At 30.9% G+C, this 15,490-nt stretch carries 15 protein-coding genes; all 15 read right to left on the reverse strand.

Annotation, left to right across the window (positions count from 1 at the left end; all coding sequences use genetic code 11):
* Positions 1-177: 177 nt before the first annotated feature.
* The gene (locus tag C7954_RS02815) at positions 178-2,667 is read right to left on the reverse strand and encodes a GH39 family glycosyl hydrolase (RefSeq protein WP_110300885.1); all 2,490 of its coding nucleotides are present in this window, start codon (positions 2,665-2,667) and stop codon (positions 178-180) included.
* 150 nt (positions 2,668-2,817) lie between these two features.
* Positions 2,818-3,618 (reverse strand): phosphonate ABC transporter, permease protein PhnE, encoded by an 801-nt coding sequence (gene phnE / locus C7954_RS02820; protein WP_089720319.1) that lies wholly within the window; start codon positions 3,616-3,618, stop codon positions 2,818-2,820.
* A 29-nt stretch (positions 3,619-3,647) separates the two neighbouring features.
* Complete coding sequence (gene phnE, locus C7954_RS02825) at positions 3,648-4,460, reverse strand: phosphonate ABC transporter, permease protein PhnE (protein ID WP_073160601.1); 813 nt, start codon at positions 4,458-4,460, stop codon at positions 3,648-3,650.
* Positions 4,402-5,250 (reverse strand): phosphonate ABC transporter ATP-binding protein, encoded by an 849-nt coding sequence (gene phnC / locus C7954_RS02830; RefSeq protein WP_073160615.1) that lies wholly within the window; start codon positions 5,248-5,250, stop codon positions 4,402-4,404. The genes phnE (C7954_RS02825) and phnC overlap by 59 nt, the downstream gene beginning before the upstream one ends.
* A gap of 149 nt (positions 5,251-5,399) precedes the next feature.
* Positions 5,400-6,356, reverse strand: a complete 957-nt coding sequence (gene phnD, locus C7954_RS02835; protein WP_089655522.1) for a phosphate/phosphite/phosphonate ABC transporter substrate-binding protein — start codon at positions 6,354-6,356, stop codon at positions 5,400-5,402.
* 260 nt (positions 6,357-6,616) lie between these two features.
* Positions 6,617-7,075: a hypothetical protein gene (locus C7954_RS02840; RefSeq protein ID WP_073160603.1), complete on the reverse strand. Its 459-nt coding sequence runs from the start codon at positions 7,073-7,075 to the stop codon at positions 6,617-6,619.
* 46 nt (positions 7,076-7,121) lie between these two features.
* Positions 7,122-7,913, reverse strand: coding sequence for a fumarylacetoacetate hydrolase family protein (locus C7954_RS02845; protein WP_089655525.1), 792 nt, complete (start codon positions 7,911-7,913; stop codon positions 7,122-7,124).
* Between the two features lie 24 nt (positions 7,914-7,937).
* Positions 7,938-8,720: an inositol monophosphatase family protein gene (locus C7954_RS02850; protein ID WP_073160607.1), complete on the reverse strand. Its 783-nt coding sequence runs from the start codon at positions 8,718-8,720 to the stop codon at positions 7,938-7,940.
* Positions 8,721-8,780: 60 nt separating this feature from the next.
* Entirely contained in the window at positions 8,781-9,224 is a 444-nt protein-coding gene (locus tag C7954_RS02855) for a GNAT family N-acetyltransferase (RefSeq protein WP_134058625.1), read from the reverse strand.
* 19 nt (positions 9,225-9,243) lie between these two features.
* A complete protein-coding gene (locus C7954_RS02860; protein ID WP_134058628.1) occupies positions 9,244-11,379 on the reverse strand; it encodes an EAL domain-containing protein in 2,136 nt (711 codons plus the stop codon).
* Between the two features lie 151 nt (positions 11,380-11,530).
* The gene (locus tag C7954_RS02865) at positions 11,531-11,839 is read right to left on the reverse strand and encodes a hypothetical protein (RefSeq protein ID WP_073158159.1); all 309 of its coding nucleotides are present in this window, start codon (positions 11,837-11,839) and stop codon (positions 11,531-11,533) included.
* Positions 11,832-12,059, reverse strand: a complete 228-nt coding sequence (locus C7954_RS02870) for a hypothetical protein (protein WP_223174482.1) — start codon at positions 12,057-12,059, stop codon at positions 11,832-11,834. The genes C7954_RS02865 and C7954_RS02870 overlap by 8 nt, the downstream gene beginning before the upstream one ends.
* A gap of 241 nt (positions 12,060-12,300) precedes the next feature.
* A complete protein-coding gene (locus C7954_RS02875; RefSeq protein ID WP_073158165.1) occupies positions 12,301-12,954 on the reverse strand; it encodes a hypothetical protein in 654 nt (217 codons plus the stop codon).
* Between the two features lie 124 nt (positions 12,955-13,078).
* Positions 13,079-13,951 carry an aldose 1-epimerase family protein gene (locus tag C7954_RS02880; protein ID WP_073158169.1) on the reverse strand — a complete coding sequence of 291 codons (873 nt, stop codon included), beginning with the start codon at positions 13,949-13,951 and terminating at the stop codon, positions 13,079-13,081.
* Between the two features lie 24 nt (positions 13,952-13,975).
* Positions 13,976-15,481: a UxaA family hydrolase gene (locus C7954_RS02885; protein ID WP_134058631.1), complete on the reverse strand. Its 1,506-nt coding sequence runs from the start codon at positions 15,479-15,481 to the stop codon at positions 13,976-13,978.
* Between the last annotated feature and the right edge of the window lie 9 nt (positions 15,482-15,490).

Below are 15,490 nucleotides of genomic sequence, written 5' to 3' on the forward strand. Positions count from 1 at the left end.
TTTTTGGATGATTTTTTGATTTATTTTTGCTCATAATATTTTTATCTTTCTACAAAGTTATCCACATTCCTGCAAAAGCATAGTTTCCTATATAAACAAAAAATCAAACCCAAAGAAAAGATAAAATTTAATATCTCTTCTTTGGGTTCGGGGCTTAAAGTGTAAAATATTATATTTTTATAATTGAATCTGAAATTGTTTTCTCAGTAAATAAAATTCAATTCCATGTCTTTTTACTTCAGCTTCTAAATTATATTCACCTTTTAAATCCAAATAATCTATCATTAAATCAGGAAAAGATTTGTTTTTCAAGTATTTAATTTCATGATTATTTAAATCTGAAGGAGCTCCCATTTTAATCCACTGATCAAAGGCTGAACCAGAATCTCTATTTAAATGATAATGACTTAACTTATATTTCCCTTTAAGACCTGAAAATTTAAATTTGAATTTTAAAGAATCCTTATTTTCAAATACATGATATCTATTATACTCATCAATTATACTGTAATCTCCATTACGATAGCTCTGATTTAAATAAGCATAATTATACAATAAAATCTGAATATCGTCTCCTTTACAGGTTATTATATAATTTTCTCCCTGAGCAATAATTTCATCTCCCAGTTCTGAAAGAATGATATAAGCATAATAACCAGATTTTTTAATCCCTTCTGTATTCATCAAACCTCTGCCACCGAAAAAAGGTAATTCGTTAATTGGCCATTCTGAAATCAAATCTGATAAATTTAAATAGCCAAGTCCATCCAATTCTTCTTGAAGTTTTAAAGCATTATCAATGATAAAATCAGCCATAAAGGCAGTATCATGTACCAATTCTTTTGCATTCCAGCTTACATTCCACCTGGTTGCTATTAACTCTGCTTTCGGATAATATTTTGCCAGTAGATTATTTATTTTTTGAGATATCTTAATTGAATAATCTTTTTCTTTGAATTTAAATTTAATATTTTCCAGAGTGCTTTCTTTATAAAACTTACTTAAATCAGGATCCTCCTCCATAATCGGAACTGAATTGTGATAGAGATTAATATTATAAAAGTCTATTGCAGTATCATTCTGCTCAGCATATTCCAGGAATTTTTCAGAAAGAAAATTTTCTTCAAAAAATGTTTCAGAAGCAGGGCCAACCTTTAGTGATTGAGAAATTGCTTTAATCTTTTCGGCAGTTCGAGCATAAAAATTAAAATACTCTGCTTCGGTTCCCGCCCAGTGAAAGCCACGTACTGGGAATTCAGTCCAGACCTGGAAATACCACTGCTGTACCTCTTCAATTCCATACCTATTAATTAAATGAATAATAAAAGCATCAATTAAATCAAGCCAGGCATTAATGTCTTTAGGAGGAGAAAAGTTAGCCTGATAATAAAAAATTGTTTTATCTCTGTCACTTGCCAGTAATTCCGGCATAAAACTTAAAGTTATAAAAGGTTTAAATTTGTTTTTTAATATAAAATCAAAAATATTATCTACCAGTTTCCAGTTGTAATGAATATTTTCCAGGCTATCCCCTTTACAAACTTCAAGGTCATCATTAAATATCCCTTCAAAACGCAAATATTCAAAGTTAATTTCCTGTTGAAGTTCTACAATTTGTTTTCTAAGATTTGAGTCTAAAATACTTTGAGCAGTACCAGCATTAATCAATTTATTCCAGATTGGATTAAGTGATTGATTTTCACCGCCTGAGTCTAGAATCACTTCTTTTTGTAGCTCATCCTCTATTCTCCTTTTATTTTGCTGGTAAGAATTAATAATTTCTGTAAAATAATCATTAAAATATTTAAGATCTCCAAACTCATTAATTAAGTTTTCCTTTTTTAATTCTGGGTAATTATTTTTTAATTCAACCGGGCTCTGCTTAAACTGATCATTAAAGACTCGATAAAAACTCTTGATATTTTTGAATCCTGATTCCAATGCAATCTGACTAATATTTTTATTTGTATACAAAAGTTCAGCCAAAATTTTTTCCAGCCGCAGGCGATCTAAATAACTTTTGAAATTTACACCTGTTAAACTCTTAAATTTCTCTGATAAATAAGAACTGTTATAATGAAATTCCTCTGCTATTTCTTTTAATGTTAAATTTTCTGCAAATTGTGTTTCCAATTTTTCAATTACCTTAATTACTATATTGTCTTTCTGTTTATTATAGAAATCATCCTGGCGCTGATTATGAATACAGTGATTTTTATTAAGAACTGTCAGTAACTTATCTAACTTAGTTTTTATTTTTTTTGCCAGCTGGTAATTTAAGTAAAAATAATCTTTAGCCATTAAAGCTGCTAAATATTTAAATTCATTCAAATTAGCATCATTATTTAAGTTATATACTTTCTCTTCAAAATCAAAGGAAAAATTATTTAAATAATTATATTTAAAATCAAAAACAAGAAATTTACAACCCCTGGATTTTTTTAGGATCCTAAAAGGAGTATAACTGTTTATTATCTTCATTTCTCCTGCTTCCAGGTTAATTTTATTTTTTGATTCTGTTTTTAAATTACTATTTTCATAAGTTATTCTTCCTTCTAAAAGCCAGATCAACTTAAAACTGCGATTAAATTTCTTTTTTTGATTTAGAGAATTCAACGAAATATTCAGGGACAATCCAAATTTGAAATCTACATTTTCGCAAATCATAGCTATAACTCCTCAAATGTTTTATTAATTGATGATAATCTTGATATTATTATACCATCTGAAGAGAAAAATGTATAAAAACAGTGTCCCTACCGTTTGCAGAACCAATTTTTGGAAGCATAAACGGTAGGTGTAGTATATAAAAATGCACTAAATAAGAATTTTTCTAATTTTAGCTGAAAATAATTCCGAAAATAATACTAATGATAAAATCATCATAAATATTATAATTGCATCAGGCCATTTAAGCCCTAAAATAGCTTCATTTAACTGAAGTCCGATTCCACCAGCTCCTACTAACCCAACAACTGTTGATTCGCGAATATTAATATCCCATCTATAAACAGCTGTCCCAACAAATGAAGGAAAAACCTGGGGCACAACAGAGTAAATTAAAGCGGAAAATTTGGAGGCTCCAGTAGCTTCAACTGCTTCTACCTGTTTTCTATCAATTTCTTCTATACTTTCATAAAGGAGTTTGGAGACAAACCCCACTGATCTTAAAGAAATTGCAATTATTCCAGCCAGCACCCCTGGTCCCAAAATAATTACTAAAATTATTGCCCAAATTAAAGAACTAACTGAGCGAGAAATTACAATTATCAAAAGAGCCAGCTGTCTCAAAAGTGGATGAGGTGAAGTGTTTTCTGCAGCCAAAAAAGCTACAAATAGGGAAAGTAATATGGCGGCCAATGTTCCTAATGTGGCAATAGTTATTGTATCCCAGATTGGTCTTAAAAGATCCAAAAAATAAGTCCAGTTTGGAGGGAACATCCTCATTAGTAATTTTGAGCCCTGTTCAGCCCCATCATAAACAAAGGGCCAGATTGTTCGAGCTGAGATAATATTCCAGCAGTAAATAAAAAGCCAGATACCCGCTGCCCAGAACAAAATTTCTTTTAAAATTCTAAGTGTGCTTTTTAGCTGCCAGTTATAATTTTTTTTAGACATTTTAAAACTCCCTTCTATATTAATAACCACTATTTAATCTTTTTTCTAATAAAAGAAGAAAACAATTCTCCTAGAAGTACAATCGCAATCATCACAATCAAAATAGCGGAAGCAGAATCAAATTCGTAGCGATCAAAAGCGGCATTTAAAGTTGTACCAATTCCGCCAGCACCAACAACACCGATTACAGCCGAAGCTCTAAAGTTAATATCAAGTCTGTAAACCGATAGACCAATAAACCGTGGTAAAATTTGAGGCAATATAGCATAAGTCATTAGCTGCGGCCAGGAAGCTCCGGTGGCTTTAACCGCTTCCACCTGAGTCCAGTCAATATCCTCAATTTCTTCTGCCAGTAATTTTGACAGAAAGCCGATACTGCTGAAAGTTAAGGTTAAAACTCCTGCCATTGGACCAAAACCAATAACTACCACAAAAAAAATTGCAATAACTACTTCCTGAAAACTCCTTGAGATAACTATCACTGCTCGTGATAAGTAATAAATCGGCTTTGGAGATATATTCTCTGCTGCTCCAAAAGCAAAAGGAATTGAAATAATTATACCAAATACAGTTGCCACATAAGTCATCGTCAGACTTTCTAAAATCCCATCAACAATCGAATTCCAGCGGGAGATAAAATCCGGTCTTAAAAAATCAGCAAAGTATTTTTGGCTTCTGCTCAGACCAAGTATAATTCGCTGGGAATCAATTTTCAGAGAAATAAAAGTAAATATTATATAAGCCACAGCAAGTAAATAAATTATTGCTCTTTTGTTTTTATTCTTAATTAGATGTGGACGCTGCCAGCTGTAATTTCCGCTGCTCTCTGTCAGCAAGGTCATTACCTCCTTCAGATGCCAAATTTTCTTGATCTTTATCCTTAAAGTTATTCCAGTCTTCTTCTCCGTAAATTGTAGTTAAGGTATCTTTATTTAAATCTGCTGGACTGCCATCAAAAACAATCTTTCCTTTTTTCATTCCAATAATTCTACTTACATATTCTCTCGCCAAAAGTACATCATGAATATTTATTAAAGCAGCAAGCTCTCTTTCCCTGGCCATTTCAGTAATTAAACGCATAATCTGGCGAGCGGTTTTGGGATCAAGGCTGGCTGTTGGCTCATCAACTAAAAGTAAATCTGGATTCTGCATCAATGCTCTTGCAATTCCAACCCGCTGTCGCTGTCCACCTGACAGATGGTCTGATCTTTTATAAATATGATCTTTTAGGCCCAGCCTATCCAAAATCTGATAAGCCTGATTAATATCTTTTTGTGGGAACTTGCGCAGCCAGGCTCTCCAGAAAGATAAATACCCCAGTCTGCCTGAGAGAACATTTTCCATAACAGTTAATCTTTCAACCAGGGCATATTCCTGAAAAATCATACCCATTTTTCTTCTGGCATTTTTTAATTCTTTTTTATTAAGATGATTAATATCCTGATTCTGTAAAATTATTTCTCCCGCTGTTGACTCAACCAGTCGGTTAATACAGCGAATTAAAGTTGATTTCCCAGCTCCTGATGGACCAATAACAGCTGCGATTTCTCCTTTTTTCAATTCCAGATTAATTCCCTGGAGAGCCAAATCACCTCCAGAATATTCTTTATGCAAATTATTTATTTTAAGCAATTTTTTCACCTCTCTATATAGGTACCGGGTACCTGGGAAAAATATCCAGGTACCCGGTACTGTTTTTAAAAGCAAAAGCAGCTCTTTTAACCACCTCTGCCACCCCAGCAATAATACAAAAACTGTGTCAATTTATCTTCAGTTAATTTCTATTTATATTCCACTCCATTGGCTCTATCTATAGTCCTAATAACTTCCCAGTAAGTCTTATAATCAATTGGAATAAACTTATCATCTTCAAATTCTGCTGCTAAACTTGTTCCTGTCCAGTCAAAGGTAAAGAACGCTTTTTTAATTTTTTGAGCCAGACCAGGATGCAGGTTATTTACATAGGAGTAAGCAGTTGTCGGGAATGTCTGAGATTTATAAATTGTTTTGATTTCTGACATATCAATTGCTCCACTGGCATCCATTCTGTGCATTACAGAATTGGCAATGGCAGCAACTTCGTAGTCACCATTATAAACTCCCATAATTGAGTTATCATGACGGCCGCTAAATGTTGTCTGATAATCTTTACCAGCTTCATAACCCATTTCTGATTTTAAAATTGCAGATGGTGCTTTGAAACCAGAGTTAGATGTTTGAGATACAAAAGCAATTGTTTTACCTTCTAAATCTTCTAAAGTTTCAAGCTCACTATCTTTTTGAGTAATAATTTCCATCTCATAACCAAAACTTCCGTCTTCAGCTGCCATCATTGCAAAAGGAACAACTCCGGCAGTATTTACAGCAAAGGGGACACTACCAGTATTGATACCAGCAATATGAATTCTTCCTGCTCTTAAAGCTTCCAACTGAGCAGCATAGTTTTCAACTGCATAAAACATAACTTCTTTACCAGTCACCTCAGCTAAATAGTCCAAAAAATCTGACCAGGCATTCTTATAGACTGAAGGCTCTTCTACAGGTGTATACGAAAAAATAATTGTATCGGGATTGATCCATTCAGATTCTTCAGCAGGTATGTCGGCAACTAAATCTCCATCAAAGTCAACAAATTCTTCTCCTAAATCACCAAAGTCCATCTCGGCTGCCATTACAAATCCACTAAAAAGAAAAACCAAAAGAATTAGTACGGTAAAAGCTTGTCCAATTTTTTTCATTAATTATTACCTCCAGATTATTTTTGTTTTCCTCTTGCAATTAATATAATGACACATCAAAGTTACAGGAATATTTCCGAATTGTTAAAAAATTGTAACTAATTGTTAAGATGATGTTAAGTGCTTTGTGAATTAATTCTTTTGTACCAGGTACAAAACGGCCATTTTGTACCTGGTACCTAAATACCAGATAAACAAACAAAACCGCTCTCAAGACTGCAGGCTTTATCTAGCCTTAAATCTTTAAGAGCGGTTTTTATTTATTCTTCCAGGTTATCTTTTATTACCTGCTCCCAGGCCTGCATATTATCTAAAAACCAGGCAGCCGAATCTTTTTCCCCTTTTGAATTTTTAAAATCAACTTTTAATAATTCTCTTTTTTTTCTTTTTCCTAAGAAAGAATCAACTCTTTCTATATTTTCAATATCATCTAGGGGTATTACTAAACTTTTTTTGGGCATCCATCTTGTAAAATGTAGTTCATCTGGAGTTAAAAGTAAAGAACCATTACCTCTCACTCGAGTTCTACCAGATGATTTTTGTCCAAAAAAATTAACTTCTTTACTAAAATATATAATTCGATCTTTATGATAGTTTGAAAATAGTTCTTCTGCCCTTTTTCTTTTATAATATTTACTCAGCTTATGAACCATATAACAAAGGACTGCTAAGAGAACAGGGATTAACAAAACAAATGTTTTTTGGTTAAAAAACTGCATAATTTACCTCCCTAAAGAGCTTTTAAAAAATATAAATATAGAAAGATTAAACCTTCTCTTTACTAACCTCATTCTCTAAACTTCCTATATCTTCAATCTCAATTACTATCTGATCTCCCTCTTTTAAAAATATCGGATCTTTGCGTGCAAAACCAACACCCTCCGGAGTTCCTGTTAAAATGACTGTACCCGGTAAAAGTGTCATGTTATGTGATAAATAACTAACAATCTGTTTAACATTAAAAATCATATCTGAGGTTCTAGATTGCTGCATAATTTCTCCATTTAAAATAGATTTAATTTTTAAATCAGCAGGATCTAAATCTGTTTCGATCCAGGGACCTAAGGGACAAAAAGTATCAAATGATTTACCTCGGGCCCACTGCTTATCTATTTTTATCTGACAGTCACGGGCACTCACATCATTAGCACAACTGTAACCTAAAATATAATCATCAACTTCTACAGTTTCAATATTTTTAGCCTTTTTTGAGATTATAACTGCTAATTCAGCTTCAAAATCAACTTCATCTGCGGCTATTTTAGGTAAAATAATATCTGAGTTAGGATCAGTTAAACTATTTGTGGCCTTTAAAAATATCACAGGCCTTTCTGGAATTTCAGCACCCGTCTCTACCGCATGCTGCCTGTAATTTAAGCCAATTGCAATAATGTTTGGTGGATTTATAGGTGCTAAAAGTTCAACATCTTTTAAAAGATCAGTCTTTTCAGCAGGAGAAAATTCAGAAAAAATATCTCCTTGAATATTATATATGTGTTCCCCTTTTAAAATTCCATTTTTTATTTTATTATCCTTTTTATATCTAACTATTTTCATTTTAATGCTCACCTACTTATATTTTTATAAATAAACTTCTTCAATAATCTTTCTTAGTTCAGCTACTAATTCTTTACTCCCAGCAATTATCAATGAAGCTCCTTTAATTTCAGTCTCGTAAAACTCTCCTCCAGCTTCTTCAACTAATAATTTTCCTGCAGCATAATCCCATTCTTTTAACTTAAATTCCCAAACTGCATCAATTTTAGCACCTGCCACAGAAACTAAATCAAAGGCAGCACTTCCAGAACGTCTAACACCTCTTATTTCTTTAAGTATTTTATTAAATGGAGCTAAATTATCAATTTTGGATTCCTTTTTATCATAAGGAAATCCAGTTGCAACTAAAGAATGTCTTAAAGCAGTTTTATATGATATAGTTATTGGAGTTCCAGATTTATATGCACCTTTATCTTTAATAGCCGAATATATCTCATCAAATTCTGGAACATAAATAACCCCCAATACAATTTCATTTTTATATTTCAAGGCAATTGATATGCAATAAATAGGATAAGCGCTTGCATAATTATTACTTCCATCTAAAGGATCAATAATCCAAGTATAGTCACTTTGCTTATCTTCAAACTCATTTTCTTCTCCCATAATATTATGGTCCGGATATTTCTGACTAATTTTAGCTCTTATCATGTCTTCACTAATTAAATCAACTTCTGTGACTAAATCGCTTAATGTACTTTTGGTATTAACTTTAAAATTCTTTTTTTTTAACTTTTGTTTCTGCATATCGCCTACATTTATAGCCCATCTTTTTGCTGATACAACAGCATCTGTTAAATTTATCAAATTAAATATCCCTCCAATAATATTTTAATTCAATTTAATTTTATCAAAAAAATCTTTAAATTACAATTTGTAAATCATCTTATAATGTGGAATATTATCTTCTAAGTATCTATCAGATACAATCTTAAAACCAAGGTTCTGATAAAGACTAAGTACATATTCCTGAGCTGAAATTTTTATTATTTTTGAGTTAGAATTTTCTTTAATAAATGAGATAGCTTTTTCCATCATTTTTTTGGCAAGACCTTTTTTTCTATATTCCGGCTTAACCAAAACTCTACCAATAGATATTTCTGGATAAGATATCCCTGCTGGTATTATTCTTAAATAAGTAATAATTTCATTATCTTTTTCATAATATAAATGAAAAGAATTCTGATCTTTATTATCACACTCTTTATATGGACAGTTTTGTTCTACAACAAAAATATTAACTCTTGCTTCAATTATTTTGTATAATTCTAAATTACTTAGTTCGTTAAATTTTTTGATTTTTAGCTGCATAACTAACTCCTTTTTTTAACTAATTTAAATTATCTTTACCAAAATATTTTTCTACCTCCGATGCATTTTTTGGTTTAGAAAAATAGTAACCTTGGAAGTAATCACAATTATTTTTAATTAAAAAATCTAACTCACTTTGGTTTTCTACGCCTTCAGCTACAACTTCCAGATCCAAATTTTTACCCATAACAATAATTGTCTTAACAATATTTAAGTTCATGTTGCTGTGGACAAATGACTTGTCTATTTTTAATTTATCAATTGCAAACCGATTTAAGTATTCTAGAGAAGAATATCCAGTTCCAAAATCATCTATAGAAATTAACACACCTAATTTCTTTAATTCATTTAAGATTCTAACAGTATAATCAACATCTTTGATTACAGTTCTTTCTGTAATTTCTAATTCTAAATATTTTGCTTCAATTTGGTGTTTAGTTAATAAATCCTTTATTTTGGAAACAAATTTATCCTGCTGAAATTGTTCAGGTGCTATATTAACTGAAACAAATAAATTATCATAACCCTTATTCTGCCAAATTTTTAATTGTTTTAAAGCAGTATCTAAAATCCACTGACCTAGTTCTAAAATCATGCCTGTTTCTTCCGCAATTGAAATAAACTCTTCTGGTGAAATATTTATTTCTTTGAATTTATTGCAGCGGATTAAAGCTTCTACACCAACTACCTTATTTGTTTTACATTCTAATTGTGGATGGTAATGAAGTTTAAAATCTCTGTTGGAAATAGCCTTTCTCAATTTGCTTTCCAAATTTAATTTGCCTGATAATTTTCCTAACATTGATTGATCAAAAAATTTTATATTATTTTTTTGATTCACAAAATGAAGTGCAAGTCTTGATTTTCTAATTAATTCCGAACAATTACAATGTTCTTCATTAACAGCAATACCTAATTTCAAGTTTAAATAAACCAAGTTATTTTTAATATCATATGGTTTTAATAAAACTTTTAAAATACTCTCCGAATACTCTTTAATTTCTTCTTTTGTTTTTGTCGATTTAAAATAAAAAATAAATTCATCATTTTTTCGAGCTATTGTAGTATCTTCAGATAAACTTTTATTTAATCTTTGAAAAAGTTCCTGTAAGATTTCATTTCCTTTTTGATAACCATAATTACTATTAACCAAAGTTAAATTTTCAGTAATTAAAGTGAATAGGTAAATATTTTCTGCTTTGATTTCATTTTTCTGTAAAGTTTCAACCAACTGACTTTCTAGAAAATTTAAATTTGGCAGACCTGTCAAAGGATCATTATATGTTAATTTTTTTATTCTACCTATCATCTGATTAAATCCAGCAGCTAAGCTTCCAAATTCATCCTGACTTTTAATATCAAGTCGATAATTAAGCTGCCCTTTTTCTACTCTTTTAAATGAAGAAAGCAGCCTTTTAAAATTTAAATTTATATATCTTGAGATATCATAAATTATTAAAAATATAACCACCATTATAACAATAAAAGAAATTAATAAAAGATAGATAGTTTTATTCCTAATCTCATATATTTCAGTTAACAGCTGATCAACAATGTTATAATAACTACTTTGATAACCACCAGCACCTACAAACATTTCTGTTCCTTCTATTTTTTTCACATACCCATATTTAGTCTCGACCTCATTTGTTATAGGATTCATATAGGGGTAGCTGATTCTACCACCCCCATTCTTTTTTATAACTGTAATCATTTCTTTTAATAATTTTCTTCCTTCTACCTCTAAATTTTTTCTGTTTGTTCCTTCTAATTCTGGTGTAGGTGGTAAGGAGATGGTTTCCCCTTCTAAATCATAAATGAAATAATACATGTCAGATACAGTTTGGCTTTGATTAAGTTCAGATATTGTATTTCTTATTTCTGACTCGGTCACACTTTTATCTTCTGCTGCTTTTTCTTCTAAGTAAAGGTGGTAGCTTTTAGATAATATCTCAGCCCTTTTTTCAACCAATGTTTGATATTTATCGTATTTTCTTTCTAATAATTCTTTTTCAATCAAACTTTGATTTTCAGCTGATAAGTCATTAAATTGGTAAATAACTATTCCAAGCAGGAAAAACATAGATAAGATAAAAGTTAATCCGATTCCTAACATTATTTTATTTTTTATTGAAAGATTTTTAAATAATTTCATATTTTCTCCTAGGAATACATAATTATAAATCTATTATATCAGAAAAACTTTATATATAAAATTTTATAGCAAAAAAGAAAGCTCTTTCTTAATCTGGAATAGAAAGAGCTTCCTTTGAAAACATATAATTATTTAGTTAATCTTTATTTGTTTAGATTTTAAACATCTTCAAGATTAATTGGCCATATTCTTCTAGATAATTCATTATAATCTCTTTATTTAATGGCTCACCCTGATAAGTTTCATTTATAACTCTTTCTTCTTCAATCAGAGAATAAGTTTTAGAAAAACCTATAGTTGGATCTGAGTTATCTTCCATATAATCATAAGGTATTAGATATTGATAAACATCTGAAGTAGCCATAATACTCAAAGTATTGGCAGCAATCATTGACAAAGAGAATGTAAAAATTAAAACTAAAGTTAAAAATACTATTAAATATTGTGATTCTTTATTCATTTTTATGCTTAGAATTTTGTTTGTTTTTTTCTTTTATAGCCTTAGACATAGTTTTCTTCAATGTTTTCATAATATCTTCTTCGCTGTCAACACCCATAACGATAATATCCGGGCTTCCACCAAAGAAATGATTGAAAATTTCAAAGACTAGAAAACCTATTAATAAAGAGACTGCTGCTGACTCAAGGCCAAATTTACTATAAACAACAGCAAAACTCAAAGCAGAAATAAAACCTATTATATATGATAAATGGTTTCTATGCTGGGTAATAAACAGCGAGAGAAGGTCTTTTAAAACAGCTAGTTTTTTATTAATAATATCACTTCTCCTTTTTCTTTTTGATTAAGTAAATAATATCAGTGTTTAATTTAAATGTCAAAAAGCCCTAATCAGCAAAATTGATAAAAAATAAGCCCAGCTTATAAAACAAACTGAGCCTTTGATCGAACTCAAATTAAATTTAATCTTCAATAAAAAAGATATCATTATAATATTCATCTGCAATTTCTCTTTTGTGTGTGATAGAGTTATTTAAATTTTTAGTAAAGACTGACAGCCATTTTGCATATAATTGATGCATTAATTCTAATTCAACATCTGTCTGCTTCCAAAATTCTTGATGAAGCTGACTTTTATGTTTCCAAATGATTTTAGTTTCTTCTTTTATAGCGCCTGATAAGCGATCACAGGGCATTCTTTCTACAAAATGCTCATTAATTATATCAAAAGCATCTTCTAAATTGAATTCCTCCATATCATCACGCTTTTTTGCTTTTTCTGCTAACTGCTCTGCCTGTGTAGAATAGATATCAAAAAGCAGTTCCTGATCATCATATTTATCCATTAAAGAAGCTATAACAGCTGCTTCTCGACTTTGAGCACTGTTTATTGCAGATTCCAACCAAGGATGAATATCATTTCCTGTAATCAATTCCGCCAGCGGTTTATCTTTTTTCAATTGACCATACTGATAACGGTAAGGAAAGATTATGTTTTCCACCTCAGTTTCCGAATATTTTTCGCTAAATTTTTTAACTATTTCTGCTTCTCTTTTTTCAACTATTTGAATCTGATTATATAACCACATGTGGATTGGACCTAAAAATGCACTCATTATCAAATCTCCTTTTTAATTTATATACTTGATTATTCTTCTCAAGTAATTATAGCATCTTCAGAAAGGAGTTTATATGATATGCATCACAAAAGAAAAGCAATGTTAAAATTAAGACTTAGCTTTAGTCAATTTTAATTACATAGGTTGATTCAAAATTATTTCCAGCTTCTAAAGACATAATTCCTTCTTTTTCTTCAAGCTTGCCACTGCTGTCGACTGAATCAGCAATACCATGCCAGGGCTCAATACAGATAAAAGGTGCAGCAGCTGATTGGGACCAGATTCCTAGATAAGGAAATCCCTCAAATTCCATTTCAACTTTTGCTTCAGACTTTCTACTTTTCAAAATAATTTTTTCTGACTTTATATCTTTAAATACTAAAGCATCATCTTTAAAAGTATCTGCTTTAAGCTCTAATTTTTTTGATTTCTCAATTAATTTCTCTTTTTGGTTGTTCAAGAGTCCTGATTCTAGAAGATATCTACTGGCTGTTTCTGTTTTATTAAATTCTAAATAATAATCTTCTTTATTCTCGTTTTTATTTAAAGGCCAGTAAAAAGCAGGGTGAGCTCCGATGGAAAAAAACATTTTCTTTTGATCACAATTTCTTACCTTATAGCTGACCGCCAGCGAATTTCCTTTAATTTTATATTTTATTTCCAGTCTAAATTTAAAAGGATATTTTTTTAAGCTTGCTTTGTCTTCAGTTAAGCTAAATGTTAAATGATTTTCACCCTGATCAATAAGTTCAAATTCTTTATCTCTAGCAAAACCATGCTGTGTCATTTTATATTCCTGATTATTGTAGACATACTTATCAGCTTTAAGACGACCAACAAAAGGAAATAAAACAGGTGCAGATCTTCCCCAATATTTCGAATCACCGTGCCAGAGATAATCTTTGTTATTCTTTTTTAAAACTAATTTCTTTAGTTCGGCTCCTAAACTATCAGCTTTAATTAGAATTTTATCATTTTCCAGCTTAGAAATCATTTTTAACCCTCCAAAATAATGTTGTTATAAGGTTACTCCATCTTTAAAAATAGCTATTTCTCGATAATCATTAATTTCGTTTTTGGTTTTAGCCTTTTTAGAGGCAAGTCCCAGCAAATATTCAAAAAATTCTTCGCTTAAAAACTCCATATCTCTACCTTCCAGCAGTTCCCCTGCATTAAAGTCAATCCAATTTCTTTTTTTATTATATAATCGAGTGTTGGTAGAAACTTTAACTGTAGGAACTGGCCCACCAAATGGTGTACCCCGTCCGGTAGTAAATAAAACCATATGAGCTCCAGCAATTGCAAGTGCAGTTGTTGCTACTAAATCATTACCAGGGCTTTCCAGCAAATTAAGTCCTTTTCCCGTTACCTGTTCCCCATAGAAAAAAACATCATTTACTATCCCTGTTCCACCTTTTTGAGTACAGCCTAATGATTTTTCTTCTAGAGTTGTAATTCCACCTTCTTTATTTCCTGGAGATGGGTTTTCATAAATTTCCTGATCATGTGAAAGAAAATAATCTTTAAAACCATTTATTAATTTAACAACCTTTTTAAATGTTTTTTCATCTTTAGCTCTGTTCATCAAAATAGTTTCAGCACCAAACATCTCTGGAACTTCAGTTAAAATACTAATCCCGCCATAACTACCAAGTTTATCAGAAATTCTACCTAATAATGGATTAGCAGTTACTCCTGAAAATCCATCTGAGCCACCACATTTTAAACCAATTTTCAACTCAGATACCGGAATTTCTTGCTGTTTGAATTTCTCAGCATAATCAACCAGATTATCTAAAATATTATCTGCTGCTTTTTGATCATCTTCCACATCCTGTAGATTAATAAATTTAACGCGATCAGAATTATAATCTCCTATATATTTTTTAAAATCTTCAATTAAATTATTTTCACAACCAAGTCCTGCAATCATTACCGCAGCTGCATTAGGATGATTAACCAGACCCGCTAAGGCTTTTTGTGTCATCTCAAGGTCATCTCCAAGCTGGGAACAGCCATAAGGATGTGGAAAAGCGTGGATGCTGTCGATAACTTCATTTTCAATCAACTCTGAGTACTTCATCTCAGCTTTTAAAGCAATTTTTTCAACTACTTTATTGATACAACCGCCTGTATTAATAATCCAGATATCATTTCTGATACCTACTTTTCCATTTTCACGTTTATAGCCCATAAATGTTGGTATTTCTGCAGACTTTTCTACTTCTGATAGTTTCGGTTGATAATTGTAATTTAATTTCCCTGAAAGAGCTGTTTTTAAATTATGCGTATGAACCCATTCTCCCTGTTTTATCTCTTCAGCAGCTACACCAATTGGAAAACCATATCTAACTACCTTTTCTCCCTCATTAAAATCCTTTAAGGCAATTTTATGTCCAACAGGAATATCACTAATAACTTTGATTTTCTTATTTTTAACCTCAATTAGCTCACCTGCATTTATTTCTTCAACTGCAATCACTATATTGTCATTTTTATTAATTAATAAAACTTGGACTCCCATGAGAACCTC

Source organism: Halanaerobium congolense (assembly GCF_004366375.1).
GTDB lineage: Bacteria > Bacillota > Halanaerobiia > Halanaerobiales > Halanaerobiaceae > Halanaerobium > Halanaerobium congolense.

Excerpts from the sequence above, each read along its gene's own strand:
- C7954_RS02840 (WP_073160603.1), bottom strand. The coding sequence starts at position 7,075 with ATGCAGTTTTTTAACCAAAAAACATTTGTTTTGTTAATCCCTGTTCTC.
- phnE (WP_073160601.1), bottom strand. The coding sequence starts at position 4,460 with ATGACCTTGCTGACAGAGAGCAGCGGAAATTACAGCTGGCAGCGTCCA.
- phnE (WP_089720319.1), bottom strand. The coding sequence starts at position 3,618 with ATGTCTAAAAAAAATTATAACTGGCAGCTAAAAAGCACACTTAGAATT.
- C7954_RS02885 (WP_134058631.1), bottom strand. The coding sequence starts at position 15,481 with ATGGGAGTCCAAGTTTTATTAATTAATAAAAATGACAATATAGTGATT.
- C7954_RS02815 (WP_110300885.1), bottom strand. The coding sequence starts at position 2,667 with ATGATTTGCGAAAATGTAGATTTCAAATTTGGATTGTCCCTGAATATT.
- C7954_RS02845 (WP_089655525.1), bottom strand. The coding sequence starts at position 7,913 with ATGAAAATAGTTAGATATAAAAAGGATAATAAAATAAAAAATGGAATT.
- C7954_RS02880 (WP_073158169.1), bottom strand. The coding sequence starts at position 13,951 with ATGATTTCTAAGCTGGAAAATGATAAAATTCTAATTAAAGCTGATAGT.
- C7954_RS02875 (WP_073158165.1), bottom strand. The coding sequence starts at position 12,954 with ATGAGTGCATTTTTAGGTCCAATCCACATGTGGTTATATAATCAGATT.
- C7954_RS02855 (WP_134058625.1), bottom strand. The coding sequence starts at position 9,224 with ATGCAGCTAAAAATCAAAAAATTTAACGAACTAAGTAATTTAGAATTA.
- C7954_RS02865 (WP_073158159.1), bottom strand. The coding sequence starts at position 11,839 with ATGAATAAAGAATCACAATATTTAATAGTATTTTTAACTTTAGTTTTA.
- C7954_RS02860 (WP_134058628.1), bottom strand. The coding sequence starts at position 11,379 with ATGAAATTATTTAAAAATCTTTCAATAAAAAATAAAATAATGTTAGGA.
- phnD (WP_089655522.1), bottom strand. The coding sequence starts at position 6,356 with ATGAAAAAAATTGGACAAGCTTTTACCGTACTAATTCTTTTGGTTTTT.